This is a genomic window from Flavobacterium sp. PMTSA4 (genome assembly GCF_032098525.1).
Lineage (GTDB): Bacteria > Bacteroidota > Bacteroidia > Flavobacteriales > Flavobacteriaceae > Flavobacterium > Flavobacterium capsici.
Map to the genome: position 1 here is coordinate 67,122 of NZ_CP134890.1, position 15,441 is coordinate 82,562.

Here is a 15,441-nt window from a genome sequence, read left to right on the forward strand (position 1 = left end):
CAATGAAATATACTTTTCTTATTTTATCGCTACTGGCTTTAAATGTTTCGGCGCAAAAAGTTACTATTTATGGTATTGGCGATTCTACAATGGCAGATAAAGTAAAACCTAATGAAAATCCAGAACATGGATGGTTGCAAGTGTTTCCAAACTTTATGACCAACGATGCAAAAATTATAAACAAAGCAGTTAATGGTAGAAGTACTAAAAGTTTTATCAACCAACATCGTTGGGATAGTATTTATAAATACTTGAAAAAAGGCGATTATGTTTTTATTCAATTTGGTCACAATGATGCCAAACAAGAAGATTCAACACGTTATACAAATCCACACACGGCTTATCGCCATAACTTAATTAAATTCGTTACTGAAGCACGTCAAAAAGGAGCTATTCCTATTTTGTTTTCTTCAATCGTGAGAAGACATTTCAATGAACAAGGAACATTAATCAGCACACATGGAGAATACACACAAGAAGCAAGACTAGTTTCTCAAGAGTATAAAGTCCCGTTTATTGATTTAGAATATTACACCGAACAATTAGAAATGTCTTACGGACCTGAAAAATCAAAAGAATTGCATTTACATTTTAAACAAGGCGATGTTGCTTATTATCCCGAAGGAAAAGAAGATAATACACATTTATCAAAAAAAGGCGCAGAGGAAGTTTCTAAACTTGTTATTGCAGAGTTAAAGAAACTCAATATTTTGACAGAATACATTAAGAAATAAAAAAAAACGCTCAATTTAAATTGAGCGTTTTTGTGGGGAGAGCAGGATTCGAACCTGCGAAGACGTAGTCAGCGGATTTACAGTCCGCCCTCGTTGGCCGCTTGAGTATCTCCCCAAACCTTGTTTCGAGGATGCAAATATAATAAGTGTTTTGGCAGTAGCAAATAAATTAAAAGTAAATTTTACTTTCTATTTTTAATTTGTTGAAAACGAAATAAATAAAAAAATCTCCCAATGGGAGATTTTAAATTATCTAGTAAATAAGTATTAGTTTTTAGCTAATAACTCATTTACTTTAGCTTTTAATTGTTCGCCTCTTAAATCTTTAGCTACAATATTTCCATTCGCATCTAATATAATTGTAGCTGGAATTTGAGTAATATTGTATTGAACAGCAATTGGATCTTTCCAACCTTGCAGATTAGAAACTTGATTCCATGTTATATTGTCTTTTGCAATAGCTTCTTTCCATTTGTCTAAATTATCATCTAAAGAAACACCAATGATGTTTAATCCTTTTGGATGTAATTCGTTATACATAGCAACCACATTTGGATTTTCTTGACGACAAGGTTTGCACCAAGAAGCCCAAAAATCGATTACAGTTACTTTACCTAAACTCTCTTTTAATGAAATAGTTTTTCCTTCAGGATTTTTTGCTTCAAAGTTTGGTGCTGGTTCAGTTGGAGCCATTTTTGCAGCACTTTCTTGTTTTTTTACATTATTTATTGCTTCTAATGTCTTTTTAGCAGCGTGAGTCTTTTTTAAAGATTCATCAAGAGAGTTAAAAATCTTTTCCACTTCAGCAACTTTATAATCTGGATTACTTAGTAATCCTTCTATAAGTAAAATACTGATGAATGATTTTGGATGTGTTTTTGGATAATTTATCATAAAATCATCCCCTTCTTTTCTTAAATCTTTAAATTGTTTTCTTAATGAATTTATAACTACTGTATCATTGTTTTTTTCAGCTTCATTCATTTTAGCATCGTTTTCATCTCGAAACGTCTTCATCTTTTTCTGAAGATCTTTCTGTAAAACTATTAATTTGCTTCTGAAATTATAAAATTCATCATTACTGTAAGTTCCGCTAATCTTTGATTTAAAAATACTGTCTTTATCTACAGTAATATTAATGTCTCCACCTTCTAATACAAATGGAACATTGCCTTGAACATTTTCTATTTTAATAAAATGAAAACTTGGTTCAAACGCTTTTCCTTTAATTTCAAATTTTCCGTCAACAATTTTTACGGTATCAACAGGAATATTGCCCATTCCCATTTCTGATTGTTTTTCTAAATAGACATTTCCTATTTTCATTCCTTTTACAGTACCAGTAATAGTATATTCTCCATTGTTTTTACATGAAATAGCAATAACTGTTATTGCTAATAAAAGAAGTATCTTTTTCATTTTTTTGATTTTAATTTTGTGGTGCAAATGTATTTAAATTTAATCAACTACTACTTAATTTATAAAAACTTTAATTCTTCTTTTGAATAGTATCAACAGTTTTTTTTGGGGTAATGAATTTTTTGTAGTGTTTTTTTTGAATATTAGGTTCAAAGCTTTAAATAAGCGTTAATTATCTTTATAGATTAGGAAATATGACTTGTATATGAATAAATTTGACCTATAATTTTATTATTTAAAGATGATTAAAAATATACTCCAAATAGTTTGTTTGTTTTTAGCTTTCTCTATAAACGCTCAAGTTTTTATAAATGAATTGGATTCAGATACTCCAAGTGTAGATGATAAAGAATTTATTGAGTTAAAATCAGCAACTCCTAATTTTTCTTTAAATGGATATGTATTAGTTTTATTTAATGGTTCTGGTTCACTTGTAAATCTTAGTTATTACGTTATTGATTTAAGTGGTTATACGACTGATTTAAATGGTTTGTTTGTAGTAGGAAATCAGTTGGTTTCACCAGTTCCAGGAAAATTGTTGCCTGATAATATTTTTCAAAATGGACCAGATGGAGTAGGATTGTATCTTGGTTCTTCATCTGATTTTCCTAATAACACAATGGCAACCACAACTAATTTGGTTGATGCCTTGGTCTACGGAACTAATGATCCTGATGCAACTTCTTTAATGGCCTTACTTGGTGTAACAACACAATGGAATGAAAGTGCTGGAACTGGTGGAAGTACTGCAAATTCAATTCAAAGAAAACCTGATGGAACTTTTGAAAGTAAGTCACCAACTCCAGGAGCTAATAATGATGGCAGTGGTTTTGTATTTAATGGAATTACAATTTCTACACCAAATACTCAAGTAACAGAAGGAAACTCTACTACTATAACATTTACAACTCAAACTCCTGTAACGAGTGATTTAACATTCAATTTTACATTAAACAATGGCACTTTTACTAATGCTGATTTTACAGGAAGTACAACTGCTTTTATTCCAACTGGTTCAAGTTCATACACAACTACAATAACATTTGTTGATGATGTTTTAGATGAAGGTGATGAAGTTGCTGAGATAAAGTTTGGAGCATTACCTGCTCAATACAATAGAAGAAATGACTTTATTCAGATAAGAATAATAGATAATGATTTTACAGTTGCGCCTTTTGGAACTCCTTTAAATCCAACATATGGAATAGTAACACCAACAATTCCAACTGGATATTACAGTTCATTGGAAGGTTTGTCTGGAAGTGCATTGAAGCAAGCTTTACAAGATATTATTGCAAATCCTAACGTCGTTCATGCTCATACTTATGGTGATATAGTTGACATACTTAAAAAAGCTGATCAAAATCCTTTAAATAGCAATCAAGTTTGGATGATGTATGTTGAAAGTCCAAGAGCTAAATTAGATTATCAAACGGGTAGTAATAGTGCAGGAAAATGGAATAGAGAACACATTTATCCTCAATCACGCGGAGGATTTTCTAATGGAACTTCTGATACAGCTGACGGAATTAATGTTTGGTTACCAACTGGTCCAAATGATATTATGGCTGGTCATGGTGATGCACATCACATCAGAGCTGAAGATGGACCAGAAAACACCAATAGAAGTAATAAAGATTATGGATTAAATGATTATAACGGTCCAAATGGAACTCAAGGCTCATGGAAAGGTGATGTTGCTCGAGCTGTTTTTTACATGGCAGTAAGATATAACGGTTTAAGTGTCGTAAATGGAAATCCAGCAGATACAACTGTTGGACAATTAGGTGATTTAGCAACATTATTGCAATGGAACATGACTGATCCATCGGATGATTTTGAAATGAACAGAAATAATTATATTTATACATGGCAGGTAAATCGTAATCCATTTATTGATTATCCAAGTCTAGCAAATTATATTTGGGGAGCAAATGCTGGTCAACCATGGTTTGCTAATCTTTCGACTACACAAACTGATTTTGCTGCAGTTAGAGTATTTCCGAATCCGACAAAAAATAGTATTACAATTTCAGGAATTGATACCAATTCAAAAATTGAAATGTATTCTACTTTAGGGCAAAAAGTTTTGGAGCAAGAATTTACAGGAACGACTTCTATAAATTTCAATTTGCCAAAAGGAATTTATGTAGCAAAAATTGTTTCAGAAGGAAATTCTATTACACGAAAAATTATAGTAGAGTAATCTTAAAACAAACTCGTTTGTCCACCATTATTTGAAGGATTTCCGTTTAGTGGAAATCTTTCTTTTATTTCGTATTGTTTCAAGTCTTCATTAAAAACTCTTATGGCAACTGTGTCACAATGAAACATAAATTTAATTGACTTAATGATTTCAAAAGCTATTTTGAGTTTGCCTTCTTCTATTCTTCTACCTATACTTATATGAGGTTCGTAACTTTTATATACTTTAGAAACTGAATTTGTGGTCTTATAAAATTTTTTCATGATGGCTTTCAACTCATTTCTAGAGTCTTCATTTGGACCTATGAAAAGAGCACCATTTTCAAATGATTTAATATTTTCAAATTTAACATTTATAGCAGTTGTTTCATTAGCAGTTTCTTTAATCCTTGAACTAATTATATGAATTTCTTTTTCATCAGCCTCAAATTCTGAAATTGTAATATGAGCTTTAGAATTTCTGCTATGATACCAACCAATTTTATCAAATAATATTGTTTTTATCAAATCTACTAAAGTGATTATTTTTTCGGAGGGAATTATTGCAATTGAAACTTTTCTTTTCATGATAAACTATTGATATAAAGATTTGTATACCAAATTTAGTAAAAAATATTGTTGGAAGTTAAAAAGATTTTTTTTAATAAATTTACTTCCCGATACAGAAATTCGCGAAAATATTGCCAAGTAATTCATCGTTTGTAACTTCTCCAGTAATTTCTCCGAAGTAGTATAAGGCTTGTTTGATATCGATTGCCATTAAATCGGAAGAAAGATTGGTTTCCATTCCGAATTTTACTTTTTGGATTTCTTCTAAAGCTTTTAATAGCGAATCGTAATGACGCGTATTGGTTACAATCGTTTCGTTATTGCGCAATGCACCCGTATTTACAAAAGAAAGTAGAGTGTTTTTTAATTCATCGATACCTTCTTTGTTTTTGGCAGAAATTAATATTTGTTTTAAATGTAAGTTTTCAAGTTTTAAGTTGATATTTGAAATTTCTTCTTCACTTAAAACGTCTTTTTTATTAATCAGAATGACTAAAGGTTTTTGGGGATATTTGTTTTTAATCTGTTCTAATTCTATAACAAATTGAGAACTTGATGATTTGAATTTTGAACCATCAAACAGATATATTACAACCTGTGCTTGTTCTATTTTTTCGAAAGTTTTTTTAATACCAATGCTTTCAACAACGTCTTTAGTTTCTCTGATTCCAGCTGTATCGATGAATCGGAAGCCAATTCCATCGATGACCAATTCATCTTCTATAGTATCACGAGTTGTACCAGCAATATCGGAAACAATGGCGCGTTCTTCGTTTAAAAGTGCATTTAAAAGCGTAGATTTTCCAACATTTGGTTCACCAACAATGGCTACTGGAATTCCATTTTTAATTACGTTTCCAACAGCAAAAGAATCGATTAATCTTTTCAGAACAAATTCGATTCGGTTTAATAATTCTTTAAATTGAGAACGGTCTGCAAATTCTACATCTTCTTCTGCAAAATCTAATTCGAGTTCTATTAGTGATGCAAAATTTAATAGTTCTTCTCTAAGTTTTGCTATTTCGTTACTAAAACCGCCACGCATTTGTTGCATAGCAATTTGATGAGAAGCTTCGTTATCAGAAGAAATCAAATCGGCAACTGCTTCGGCTTGTGATAAATCTAATTTTCCATTCAAAAAAGCACGAAGCGTGAACTCACCAGCTTGTGCCATTTTTGCGCCTTTGCGAAGTAATAATTGTATGATTTGCTGTTGAATATAAGTTGAACCGTGACATGAAATTTCAACTACATCTTCGCCAGTATATGAATTTGGATTTTTAAAATTGGAAACTAAAACTTGGTCGTAAACTTTTCCTTCTTCTACTATGTGTCCAAGGTGAATAGTATGTGTTTTTTGTTTGCTTAATTTTTTACCAGAAACTGATTGAAAAACACTTTCAGCAATGCTAATAGCATCATTTCCAGATAGTCTAATTATTGCTATTGCTCCAGCGCCTGAAGGTGTTGCTAATGCTACAATAGTTTCGTGGTTAATCATTTTTTAAAATTTTTGACAAAGGTAAAACATTAGAAATAAAAAAAACCACTAAATAATGTAGTGGTTTTAATTTGTGTTTATGAATAATTAGTTATTCAACATTACTGGCATTACAAGCATAGTAACGGTTTCGCCTTCGTCTAAACCATCGATTGGAGTTAAAATTCCGGCACGATTTGGCATTGACATTTCTAATTGAATTTCATCTGAAGTTAAGTTAGTCAACATTTCAGATAGAAAACGTGAGTTGAACCCAATTTGAATATCATCGCCTTGGTAGTCACAAGTCAAACGTTCTTCAGCTTTGTTTGAATAATCAATATCTTCAGCTGAAATGTTCAGCTCTGCACCAGCAATTTTTAAACGAATTTGATGTGTAGTTTTGTTAGAAAAGATTGCCACACGGCGAACAGAATTTAAAAACAAAGTTCTGTTAATCATTAATTTATTAGGATTTTCTTTTGGAATAACCGCTTCGTAGTTTGGATATTTTCCATCAATTAATCTACAAGTCAACACGTAGTTATCAAATGAAAAGGTAGCGTTTGAATCGTTGTAATCAATTTTAACTTCCGAATCCGTTGCACCAAGAATACTTTTTAAAATATTCAATGGTTTTTTTGGCATTATAAAATCAGCAACTTGAGAAGCTTTTACATCGGTACGAGCATATTTTACTAATTTATGTGCATCAGTTGCCACGAATATCAAACCTTCAGGAGAAAATTGAAAAAACACACCACTCATAACCGGACGTAAATCATCGTTTCCAGCAGCAAATATAGTTTTGCTTATTGCAGTAGCAAGAACATCAGCAGGAACAAGTGTTGATGAAGGTTCTTCAATTACCTGCGATTTAGGAAATTCACTTCCTGGTGCATAAGCAATAGCATATTTTCCAGAGTTAGAACTAATTTCAATAGTGCTATTTTCTTCAACCGTAAAGGTTAAAGGTTGTTCAGGAAAAGTTTTTAAAATATCTAATAAAAGTTTCGCCGGAACAGCAACACTACCTTCGCTAGTAGAATCGATTTCCAAAGTAGCAGACATAGTTGTTTCTAAATCTGAAGCAGAAACGGTTAGGGTTTTATGGTCTAATTCAAATAGAAAATTATCAAGAATTGGTAAAGTATTACTACTATTGATAACACTTCCTAGAACCTGAAGTTGTTTTAATAAGTATGAACTCGATACTATAAATTTCATATAACTTTAATTTTTACAAATATATCTTAAACGAATAGATTTTGAAAAGTTTTTTATTAACATTACTTACTGTACTTTTTCTTTCTTAAAACGGTAAATAATACTCCAAAAATCAATAATACAACTAGCGGCAAACCAACGGTTATGACTTGTGAAAAAGTATATTCATCATAAACTTTTTTTGTGTCAAGCATTGGTAAATTAACTTCTTTGCTTCTAATGTTGATAAGTCCGTTGTCGTCTAAAAGATAGTTTACGCAATTAAGCATAAATTCTTTGTTGGCGTATAAATTATTAGTCCATTTATCAAAACCTAATTCTAACGGTTGACCATTTTTGTCCAATTGATTTTTGATTACATCACCATCCGAAATCACAATCATTTTATTGTCATTTCCAGAATTTTTAAAAGTGGAATCTTTGAATGCTAAAACTCTGTTTTCGAATGCAGAATGGAACTTTCCTTCTAATAAAACTGCCACTGGATAATTTCCTTTTCCTTCAAATTCTTTTTGTTCAGGTCTATCTTCAATCATGTTTACATTCACTTCTGAAGGAGTTCCAACCAGTTTGGAATATTGAGAAGAAGTTAATAAAACAGTTTTTTTAATGTCATTTTTCAGAACCTCAATTGGACTTGTAAATTCAAATTTTAATCCATCTAAGTTACTCACAATCGGATTTTTTATCGTTGGATAAACCATCGGTGAAAAAAACCAAGGAAATTGAGAATATTGCGTTGCACTTCCTTTTTCGCCTGTTGCTAATACAATTGGAGTGTTTTGAATATCATAAATCAAATCAGGTTGCATTCTAACGCCATATTTAAAAAACATATCGTTCAAATTTAAATCTCTAGGAAAGGCAAGATTATCGCCAGTTTCCATCAAGCTATCCATTTCGATATTTACTTGATCCATTAGCCAAATAGTTTTTCCACCATTGATAACGTATTGATCTAAAACTTGCTTTTCGGCATCGGTGAAAACTTCAGTAGGTTTAGCAATAACCACTAAATCATATTTCTTCAAATATTTTAAAGTTTCAGTCGGTTGTTTTGCCACTGAATCTAAGGTAAATGGTCCGATGTAATAATTATCGCGAACCGAGCGAACAAAGTCAGCAATATATCGGTCTTCTAATTCACCATTACCATTCAGAATGGCAACTTTCTTTTGTTTTTCTTTAGAGACTGTATTGAATGCATTGGCAAAAGCATATTCTAAATGCTGAACAGAACTTACCACTTTTTCGGCAGTTGAAGCGCCAATCATGTTTTTCAGTAATGGAACTTTCACACTTTTGTCACCACAAGTTGCAATTGCCCAAGGGAAAACTACTTCTTGTGTTTGTTGACCTTTATCGTTGACGGTAACATTCACAGGCATTAATCCACGTTCTATAAAAGATTGAAATACTACTTCTTTATCAATATCTTCATCTTCCAATGGATTGACGAACTGAAATATAATATTTGGATTTTGTGCTTTGAATTCTTCTAATAACTGTTGCGTTTCTGTTTGTAATTTTTTGAATTCACCAGGAAAATTTCCTTCTAAAAACACATCAACATATAATGGTTGTGTAATTTCATCTACTATTTTTAACGAAGTTTCAGAAAGCGTATAACGTTTATCGGCAGTTAAATCAAATCGTTTGAAAAAGAAATGACTAACTAAATTTACTCCTATTACAAGTAATAGAAGAACCGCTATTTTTTTGAAATTAGTTGTCTTTTTCATTATGATTTCAGCGCTTTTAATTTATAAACGGTCATTGATAAAAATAAAAATGATATACTCAAAAAGTAAATAACATCGCGAGTATCGATAACGCCACGAGCCATACTTTTATAATGATAATCCATTCCTATTTGAGCAATTACATCTTCAAATCCTTTTACTTGATTAGCAATTCCTTCAAATCCATAATAAAAAACAAAACAGATAAATACTGAAAGAATGAAAGAAACGATTTGATTTTCGGAAAGCGTTGAGGTGAAAATCCCGATGGAAGTATAAGCCGCAACTAAAAAAAGAAGTCCAAAATAAGAACCAAGAATACTACCTAAATCGATGCCTTGATTTTCTATGCTTAAATCAGAAATTACATTTACATATATAAGTGTTGGAATGATAGCGATGATGATTAATAAAAACGCACCCAAAAATTTTCCATTAACAATTTGCCAAACCGACAAAGGTTTAGTTAATAACAATTCAATAGTTCCTTGTTTGATTTCATCCGAAAAACTGCGCATAGTTACCGCAGGAATTAAAAAGATTAATATCCATGGTGCCAAGGTGAAAAATGGTGTTAAATCAGCAAAACCACTTTGTAATATATTGTATTCGCCATCAAAAACCCAAAGGAATAATCCGTTGAGCAGCAAAAAAATGGCAATTACTAAATAACCTATTGGCGAACCGAAAAAGGATTTTATTTCTCGTAATGCGATTGATTTCATTTCTATATTTTGTTTAAGAGTTTAAGGGTTTAAAGTTTAAAGTTGTTCGACATGTGAACAAACAGATATTCTTATAAAACTCCTTAAACAATAATTAAACTATTTTAAACAACTTTAAACTAGGTTAAACTTACTAATTTATCTACACTCCAAGCTTCGGGTTTGTCGTTGAATAGTTTTTTGGTAAATGTCCAAACATCATCAAAAAGAGCTGATTGTCTGTAGTTTTCCAAATCTTGTTCAGTTTCCCAAAAGCTATAAGTAAAAAATATACAAGGATTGTTTTTATCCTGATATAATTCTAGATAACGATTTCCTTCGGCATTTCGTATCTTTTCTTTCATTAAATTGAAGTTTTCTATGAATTTTGGAATATTTTCCTCATGAAAACTCATTTTTACTATTCTAATAAACATAATTTTAATTAAAAAAATCAATAGTTACAACATCGCGATAATTTAATCCTAGCAAACTTGCAGCAGAACCAATTTTTTCGGGATTACTTTTATAGATTGCAATTTCCAAATAATCAGCATCATTAAAAATCACAAGTTTTTCTCCTTCGCAATCTTTTATAGTTCTTTTTAAAACTTGTGCAATTTCACTATACTTTGCTAATATTGTTTTTTGAGATTTGTTTTTAAAACGAACTTCATAAGCTCTTCCTTTACTATGTTCTAAAAACAATTTTTTTGTGATATTTGTTACAACGTTTCCATAATTGTCAATATAGGTAACAAAACCTTTGATTTGATTTTCAGTAACAACAGGTTTTAAATCGGTAATTTCTTTTAAAGATTTAATTTCTTTACCAATAACGTTCAATAAACCACCTTTTGCTAAATGTACGGCAACAGTTTTAAAAACGTCGAGTTCAGAAGCGTCTGTAGGTAATCTATCATGAATATTGATTGCTACTATTTTTTGAGGAACAATTTTCTGGGTCAGTATGCTTAGAATGCCGTTGTCAGCACAAATAAAATAGTGATCATTCCATTGCATTGCTATGTGTTGAGGCGTTTCTTTGTTAATTTCAACATCAACACCAATTAAATGAACAGTTCCTTTTGGAAAACTTGAATATGCAGCACCAATAATATAACTTGTCTCAGCAATATTAAATGGATCAATTCCATGTGAAATGTCTACAATTTGCGCTTCAGGAAACTCAGTAAGAATTTTTCCTTTTAAAGCACCAACAAAATAGTCTTTTAGTCCGTAATCTGTTGTTAAAGTAATTATTGACATTGATTGTTTATAACTTCATTGAAATTGGTTCCAAAAATAGAAAAACCTAACCTCAAATTTGATTAAATTTGAATGCAAAGCTAATTTATTTTTAGCGAAAAAATTAATTTAATACTTACGCATTTGAACGAACGCATCATTGAATTACACGACATCGCTCCAAAAGAATTTTGGGGTGCACAAGATACCCATCTTGAAACTATTAAAAAATATTATCCAAAACTAAAGATTGTAGCTCGCGGAACAACTTTGAAAGCCTTTGGTGAAAAGGAAGAACTCGATGAGTTTGAAAACCGATTCAATAGGCTTATGCTGCATTTTACACGTTATAATAATATTGACACCAATGTTATTGACCGAGTGATTCAAAGTAATTCTCAAGAAGAACAAAGAATGCCTGACAGCGATAAAATTTTGGTTCACGGAATAGGAGGTAAGCTAATAAAAGCTTTGTCACCTAACCAGCAAAAGCTTGTGGAGTTTGTTGAAAAAAACGATATGGTTTTTGCAATTGGACCAGCAGGAACAGGTAAAACGTATACTGGTGTTGCTTTGGCTGTAAAAGCTTTAAAGGAAAAACAAGTAAAACGAATTATCTTGACTCGTCCTGCTGTAGAAGCTGGAGAAAATCTTGGGTTTCTTCCTGGTGATATGAAAGAAAAGCTAGATCCATATATGCAACCTTTGTATGATGCTTTGCGCGATATGATTCCACCACAAACATTGGAAGATTATATTCTAAAAGGTATTATCCAAATTGCACCTTTGGCATTCATGCGTGGACGAACTTTAGACAATGCATTTGTAATTCTTGATGAAGCCCAAAATACAACTCATAATCAAATGAAAATGTTTTTAACCCGTATGGGTAAGAACGCCAAGTTTGTAATCACTGGTGATCCAGGACAAGTAGATTTACCGCGAAGAACAATATCTGGTTTAAAAGAAGCTATATTAGTTTTGAAAGATGTTGATGGAATTGGAATTTTATATTTAGATGATAAAGATATTGTTCGTCACCGATTAGTGAAAAAAGTGATTGATGCCTACAAGAGTATTGAAAATCATGATTAGTACTTTTTAAAGTAAAATAATTTAGACCAATCAGGAAACTGATTGGTTTTTTTGTTTTTTATTTGATTGTCAATGTAATAAATAACTTGTTATTTTAATTCTGTAAACATTCATAAGAATCTTGTAAATTATACCACAGAGTTATTCGGATATTTGCTTATATAATTCAAAATTTGAAAATTATGAGAAAGTTATTTTTATTTATCGGACTGTTAGGGATGAATATGTTGTTTGCACAAGAGACTGAAATTGATATTACCCCAAAAAACTCTTGGTTAAAAGCTGGTTTGACTGCAGGTATACCAGTTGGCGATGCTGGCGATGTATCATCGTTTAATTTAGGATTAGATTTGCGCGGACAATATCTTTTTAATCCAAATTTCGCTATTGGATTGGCTTCTGGTTATACACATTATTTTGCTAAAAGTGATTTTGAAGATTTTGGAGTGATTCCAGTTGCAGCTTTTGCTCGTTATTATTTTACTAAAAGTGGAATATTTATCGGTACTGATTTAGGTTATGGTTTTTTAACAAATGTTGACAACAATGAAGGCGGTTTGTATTTAAACCCACAAATTGGATATCATAATAGAGATTGGAATATTTATGGATTTTTCCAAAATACATTTTCACAAAACGACACTAATATACAATCGGTTGGAGTTGGAGTTACTTATAATATAAGATTTAAGTAATTTTGGTTTAGTAATTTTAAAAAGGAGAAATTAATATTTCTCCTTTTTTTATTTTGATGTTGTTTAACAATTGTAAACAAAGTATTTTTGCCAAACAACTTCACACAACACAACTATATAAAATGAACACAATTACAACTACAGATTTTAATTTTCCTAATCAAAAATCAGTTTATCGAGGCAAAGTAAGAGAAGTTTATAACATCAATGATGAAATTTTGGTGATGATTGCTACCGATAGATTGTCTGCTTTTGATGTAGTTTTGCCAAAAGGAATTCCATACAAAGGACAAATTTTAAATCAAATTGCAACACGTTTTATGCAATTGACTGAAGATATTGTTCCAAATTGGTTGATAGCTACACCAGATCCGAATGTTGCCATTGGTCATTTGTGTCAACCTTTTAAAGTAGAAATGGTAATTAGAGGTTATTTATCTGGCCATGCGGCTAGAGAATATAGCGCTGGTAAAAAAATGCTTTGTGGAGTGGAAATGCCTGAAGGATTGAAAGAAAACGATAAATTTCCTGAACCAATTATTACTCCAACTACTAAAGCCGATAATGGATCGCATGATGAAGATATATCAAGAGAAGCTATTTTAGAAAAAGGAATTGTTTCAAAAGAAGACTATTTAGTTTTAGAACAGTATACCAGAGCTTTGTATCAGCGCGGAGCCGAAATTGCAGCCAGTAGAGGTTTAATATTAGTAGATACAAAATATGAATTTGGAAAAACTAGAGATGGAAAGATTGTTTTAATAGATGAAATTCATACTCCAGATTCATCAAGGTATTTTTATGCTGATGGATACCAATTCAGACAAGATAATAATGAACCTCAAAAACAATTATCAAAAGAGTTTGTTAGACAATGGCTTATAGCAAATGGTTTTCAAGGAAAAGATGGACAACAAATTCCTGAAATGACAGATGAATATATTGAATCGGTATCTGAGCGTTATATTGAATTATATGAAAATATACTAGGAGAAGAATTTGAAAAAGCCAATATCGAAAATATTCAAGAGCGAATCAGAATGAATGTTATGAGTTATTTGAATAGTTAATTATATCACTTATAATATACAAAGCCACGCTGAATGCGTGGTTTTTTTATGGCTTTAAATTACTGATAATAAGTTGATTTGTTAAAAATATGTTATAATTTTTATTTGTTGTAACATTTTGTAAACTCAGTAGTCTTACGTTTAATCATCAATTAAATTAAATCATCATGAAAAAAACAATCATTACCTTAGGGTTAGCGTTAGTGACTTTTGCTAACGTTGCAAATGCAAACAATGTATCAACAATTTCAACTTCAAAAGAAATTGTAAATTATGAAAGTACTCCATTATGTATCGCCGTTATGAAAGGTGATATGGATGCCGTTAAAAAATTTGTTGAATATGGAAGCGATGTAAACGAAGCATCTGATAATGGATTAACACCATTAATGTTTGCTGCTCGTTATAACAAAGTTGAAATTCTTAAATTTTTAATTCAAAAAGGAGCTGATAAACAAGCAAAAGATAATAGAGGAAACACTGCTTTAAAGCACGCCGAGTTATCCAACGCTCAAGAAGTTGTTGATTATTTGAAAAAATAATTTTTTAAAATTCAAAAAGCCACGTTAAAGCGTGGCTTTTTTATAAAGAGATGTTTTTTTTCTTTTTAAGTGTTACAAATCAAATCATTAATCGTCTAACTAGTATATAAATAAATTCTTTGACATTGTGTAGAAAAAATAAAAGTTGTTAAAATTTAGTTAAAATTTTAGTACTATGTAAAACAAAATACCTTTTTATATATCTTTGTGCAAGAAATAAATCATCAATCATCAAAAATCAATCATCATGAAAACATCAATCATTTTAATCGGAATGATTTCTTTAGGGTTCCTAAATGTAAGTCAAGCAGCAAATGCAAAACAAACAAGTTTCAATTATCAGTTAGAAAAAGAGCAGTTATTAGCAACTGATTCTTTAAATCAAAATTTCAAAGGTTTCGAAAATACTTCGGATGCTGATTATATCTTCAATCCATCTACAGTTATTCCTGTAGCTCAAAAAACTATTGAAGACGTAATTAGAGAAGACAATCAAATTATAGATAGTAAAATTGAAACAGATCCAACCGTATTTGGATTAACGGTAAAAACCATCAATCAAATCATTCAAGAAGATGTTCAAATAACTGAAGCAGTTAATTTGGATTTCAATCAACCATTAGATTTTGAAGCAATAAACAATAGTACAAATTGTTTTGTTGAATTTCAAAACAAATGTTCTTTAAAACAAGAGAACATTAAACTTTAAATTTTATCGTTGTAAAATTTGG

At 30.8% G+C, this 15,441-nt stretch carries 15 protein-coding genes and 1 tRNA gene; 7 read left to right on the forward strand and 9 right to left on the reverse strand.

What is annotated here, in order from left to right; genetic code table 11:
* Positions 1-2: 2 nt before the first annotated feature.
* The gene (locus RN605_RS00295) at positions 3-734 is read left to right on the forward strand and encodes a rhamnogalacturonan acetylesterase (RefSeq protein ID WP_313321407.1); all 732 of its coding nucleotides are present in this window, start codon (positions 3-5) and stop codon (positions 732-734) included.
* Between the two features lie 33 nt (positions 735-767).
* Here the strand turns inward: RN605_RS00295 and RN605_RS00300 are convergent.
* Together RN605_RS00300 and RN605_RS00305 are read right to left on the reverse strand one after the other, a co-directional pair.
* Positions 768-849: transfer RNA gene (locus tag RN605_RS00300), tRNA-Tyr, on the reverse strand.
* Between the two features lie 152 nt (positions 850-1,001).
* Positions 1,002-2,153 (reverse strand): TlpA disulfide reductase family protein, encoded by a 1,152-nt coding sequence (locus RN605_RS00305; RefSeq protein ID WP_313321408.1) that lies wholly within the window; start codon positions 2,151-2,153, stop codon positions 1,002-1,004.
* Positions 2,154-2,394: 241 nt separating this feature from the next.
* Between RN605_RS00305 and RN605_RS00310 the strand changes: the two genes are divergently transcribed.
* A complete protein-coding gene (locus tag RN605_RS00310; RefSeq protein ID WP_313321409.1) occupies positions 2,395-4,359 on the forward strand; it encodes an endonuclease in 1,965 nt (654 codons plus the stop codon).
* Between the two features lie 2 nt (positions 4,360-4,361).
* Here the strand turns inward: RN605_RS00310 and RN605_RS00315 are convergent, their stop codons facing one another.
* From RN605_RS00315 to RN605_RS00345, 7 genes are all read right to left on the reverse strand, one after another.
* Positions 4,362-4,925: a 2'-5' RNA ligase family protein gene (locus RN605_RS00315; RefSeq protein ID WP_313321410.1), complete on the reverse strand. Its 564-nt coding sequence runs from the start codon at positions 4,923-4,925 to the stop codon at positions 4,362-4,364.
* Positions 4,926-5,007: 82 nt separating this feature from the next.
* Positions 5,008-6,408, reverse strand: coding sequence for a tRNA uridine-5-carboxymethylaminomethyl(34) synthesis GTPase MnmE (mnmE, locus tag RN605_RS00320; protein ID WP_313321411.1), 1,401 nt, complete (start codon positions 6,406-6,408; stop codon positions 5,008-5,010).
* A gap of 87 nt (positions 6,409-6,495) precedes the next feature.
* Complete coding sequence (gene dnaN, locus RN605_RS00325) at positions 6,496-7,614, reverse strand: DNA polymerase III subunit beta (RefSeq protein WP_313321412.1); 1,119 nt, start codon at positions 7,612-7,614, stop codon at positions 6,496-6,498.
* 62 nt (positions 7,615-7,676) lie between these two features.
* Positions 7,677-9,356: a gliding motility-associated ABC transporter substrate-binding protein GldG gene (gene gldG / locus RN605_RS00330; protein ID WP_313321413.1), complete on the reverse strand. Its 1,680-nt coding sequence runs from the start codon at positions 9,354-9,356 to the stop codon at positions 7,677-7,679.
* Entirely contained in the window at positions 9,356-10,081 is a 726-nt protein-coding gene (gldF, locus tag RN605_RS00335) for a gliding motility-associated ABC transporter permease subunit GldF (RefSeq protein WP_313321414.1), read from the reverse strand. The genes gldG and gldF overlap by 1 nt, the downstream gene beginning before the upstream one ends.
* A gap of 119 nt (positions 10,082-10,200) precedes the next feature.
* Complete coding sequence (locus RN605_RS00340; protein WP_313321415.1) at positions 10,201-10,497, reverse strand: putative quinol monooxygenase; 297 nt, start codon at positions 10,495-10,497, stop codon at positions 10,201-10,203.
* A gap of 4 nt (positions 10,498-10,501) precedes the next feature.
* On the reverse strand, positions 10,502-11,329 hold the full coding sequence (locus RN605_RS00345; RefSeq protein ID WP_313321416.1) for an SAM hydrolase/SAM-dependent halogenase family protein: 828 nt from the start codon (positions 11,327-11,329) through the stop codon (positions 10,502-10,504).
* A gap of 123 nt (positions 11,330-11,452) precedes the next feature.
* Between RN605_RS00345 and RN605_RS00350 the strand changes: the two genes are divergently transcribed.
* The 5 genes from RN605_RS00350 (at position 11,453) to RN605_RS00370 (ending at position 15,419) form a co-directional block, all read left to right on the forward strand.
* Complete coding sequence (locus tag RN605_RS00350; RefSeq protein WP_313321417.1) at positions 11,453-12,403, forward strand: PhoH family protein; 951 nt, start codon at positions 11,453-11,455, stop codon at positions 12,401-12,403.
* A 182-nt stretch (positions 12,404-12,585) separates the two neighbouring features.
* The gene (locus RN605_RS00355; RefSeq protein ID WP_313321418.1) at positions 12,586-13,098 is read left to right on the forward strand and encodes a hypothetical protein; all 513 of its coding nucleotides are present in this window, start codon (positions 12,586-12,588) and stop codon (positions 13,096-13,098) included.
* A 122-nt stretch (positions 13,099-13,220) separates the two neighbouring features.
* Positions 13,221-14,168: a phosphoribosylaminoimidazolesuccinocarboxamide synthase gene (locus RN605_RS00360; protein WP_313321419.1), complete on the forward strand. Its 948-nt coding sequence runs from the start codon at positions 13,221-13,223 to the stop codon at positions 14,166-14,168.
* A gap of 167 nt (positions 14,169-14,335) precedes the next feature.
* Positions 14,336-14,710 (forward strand): ankyrin repeat domain-containing protein, encoded by a 375-nt coding sequence (locus RN605_RS00365; RefSeq protein WP_313321420.1) that lies wholly within the window; start codon positions 14,336-14,338, stop codon positions 14,708-14,710.
* Positions 14,711-14,957: 247 nt separating this feature from the next.
* On the forward strand, positions 14,958-15,419 hold the full coding sequence (locus tag RN605_RS00370) for a hypothetical protein (RefSeq protein WP_313321421.1): 462 nt from the start codon (positions 14,958-14,960) through the stop codon (positions 15,417-15,419).
* The last annotated feature ends 22 nt before the right edge of the window (positions 15,420-15,441 follow it).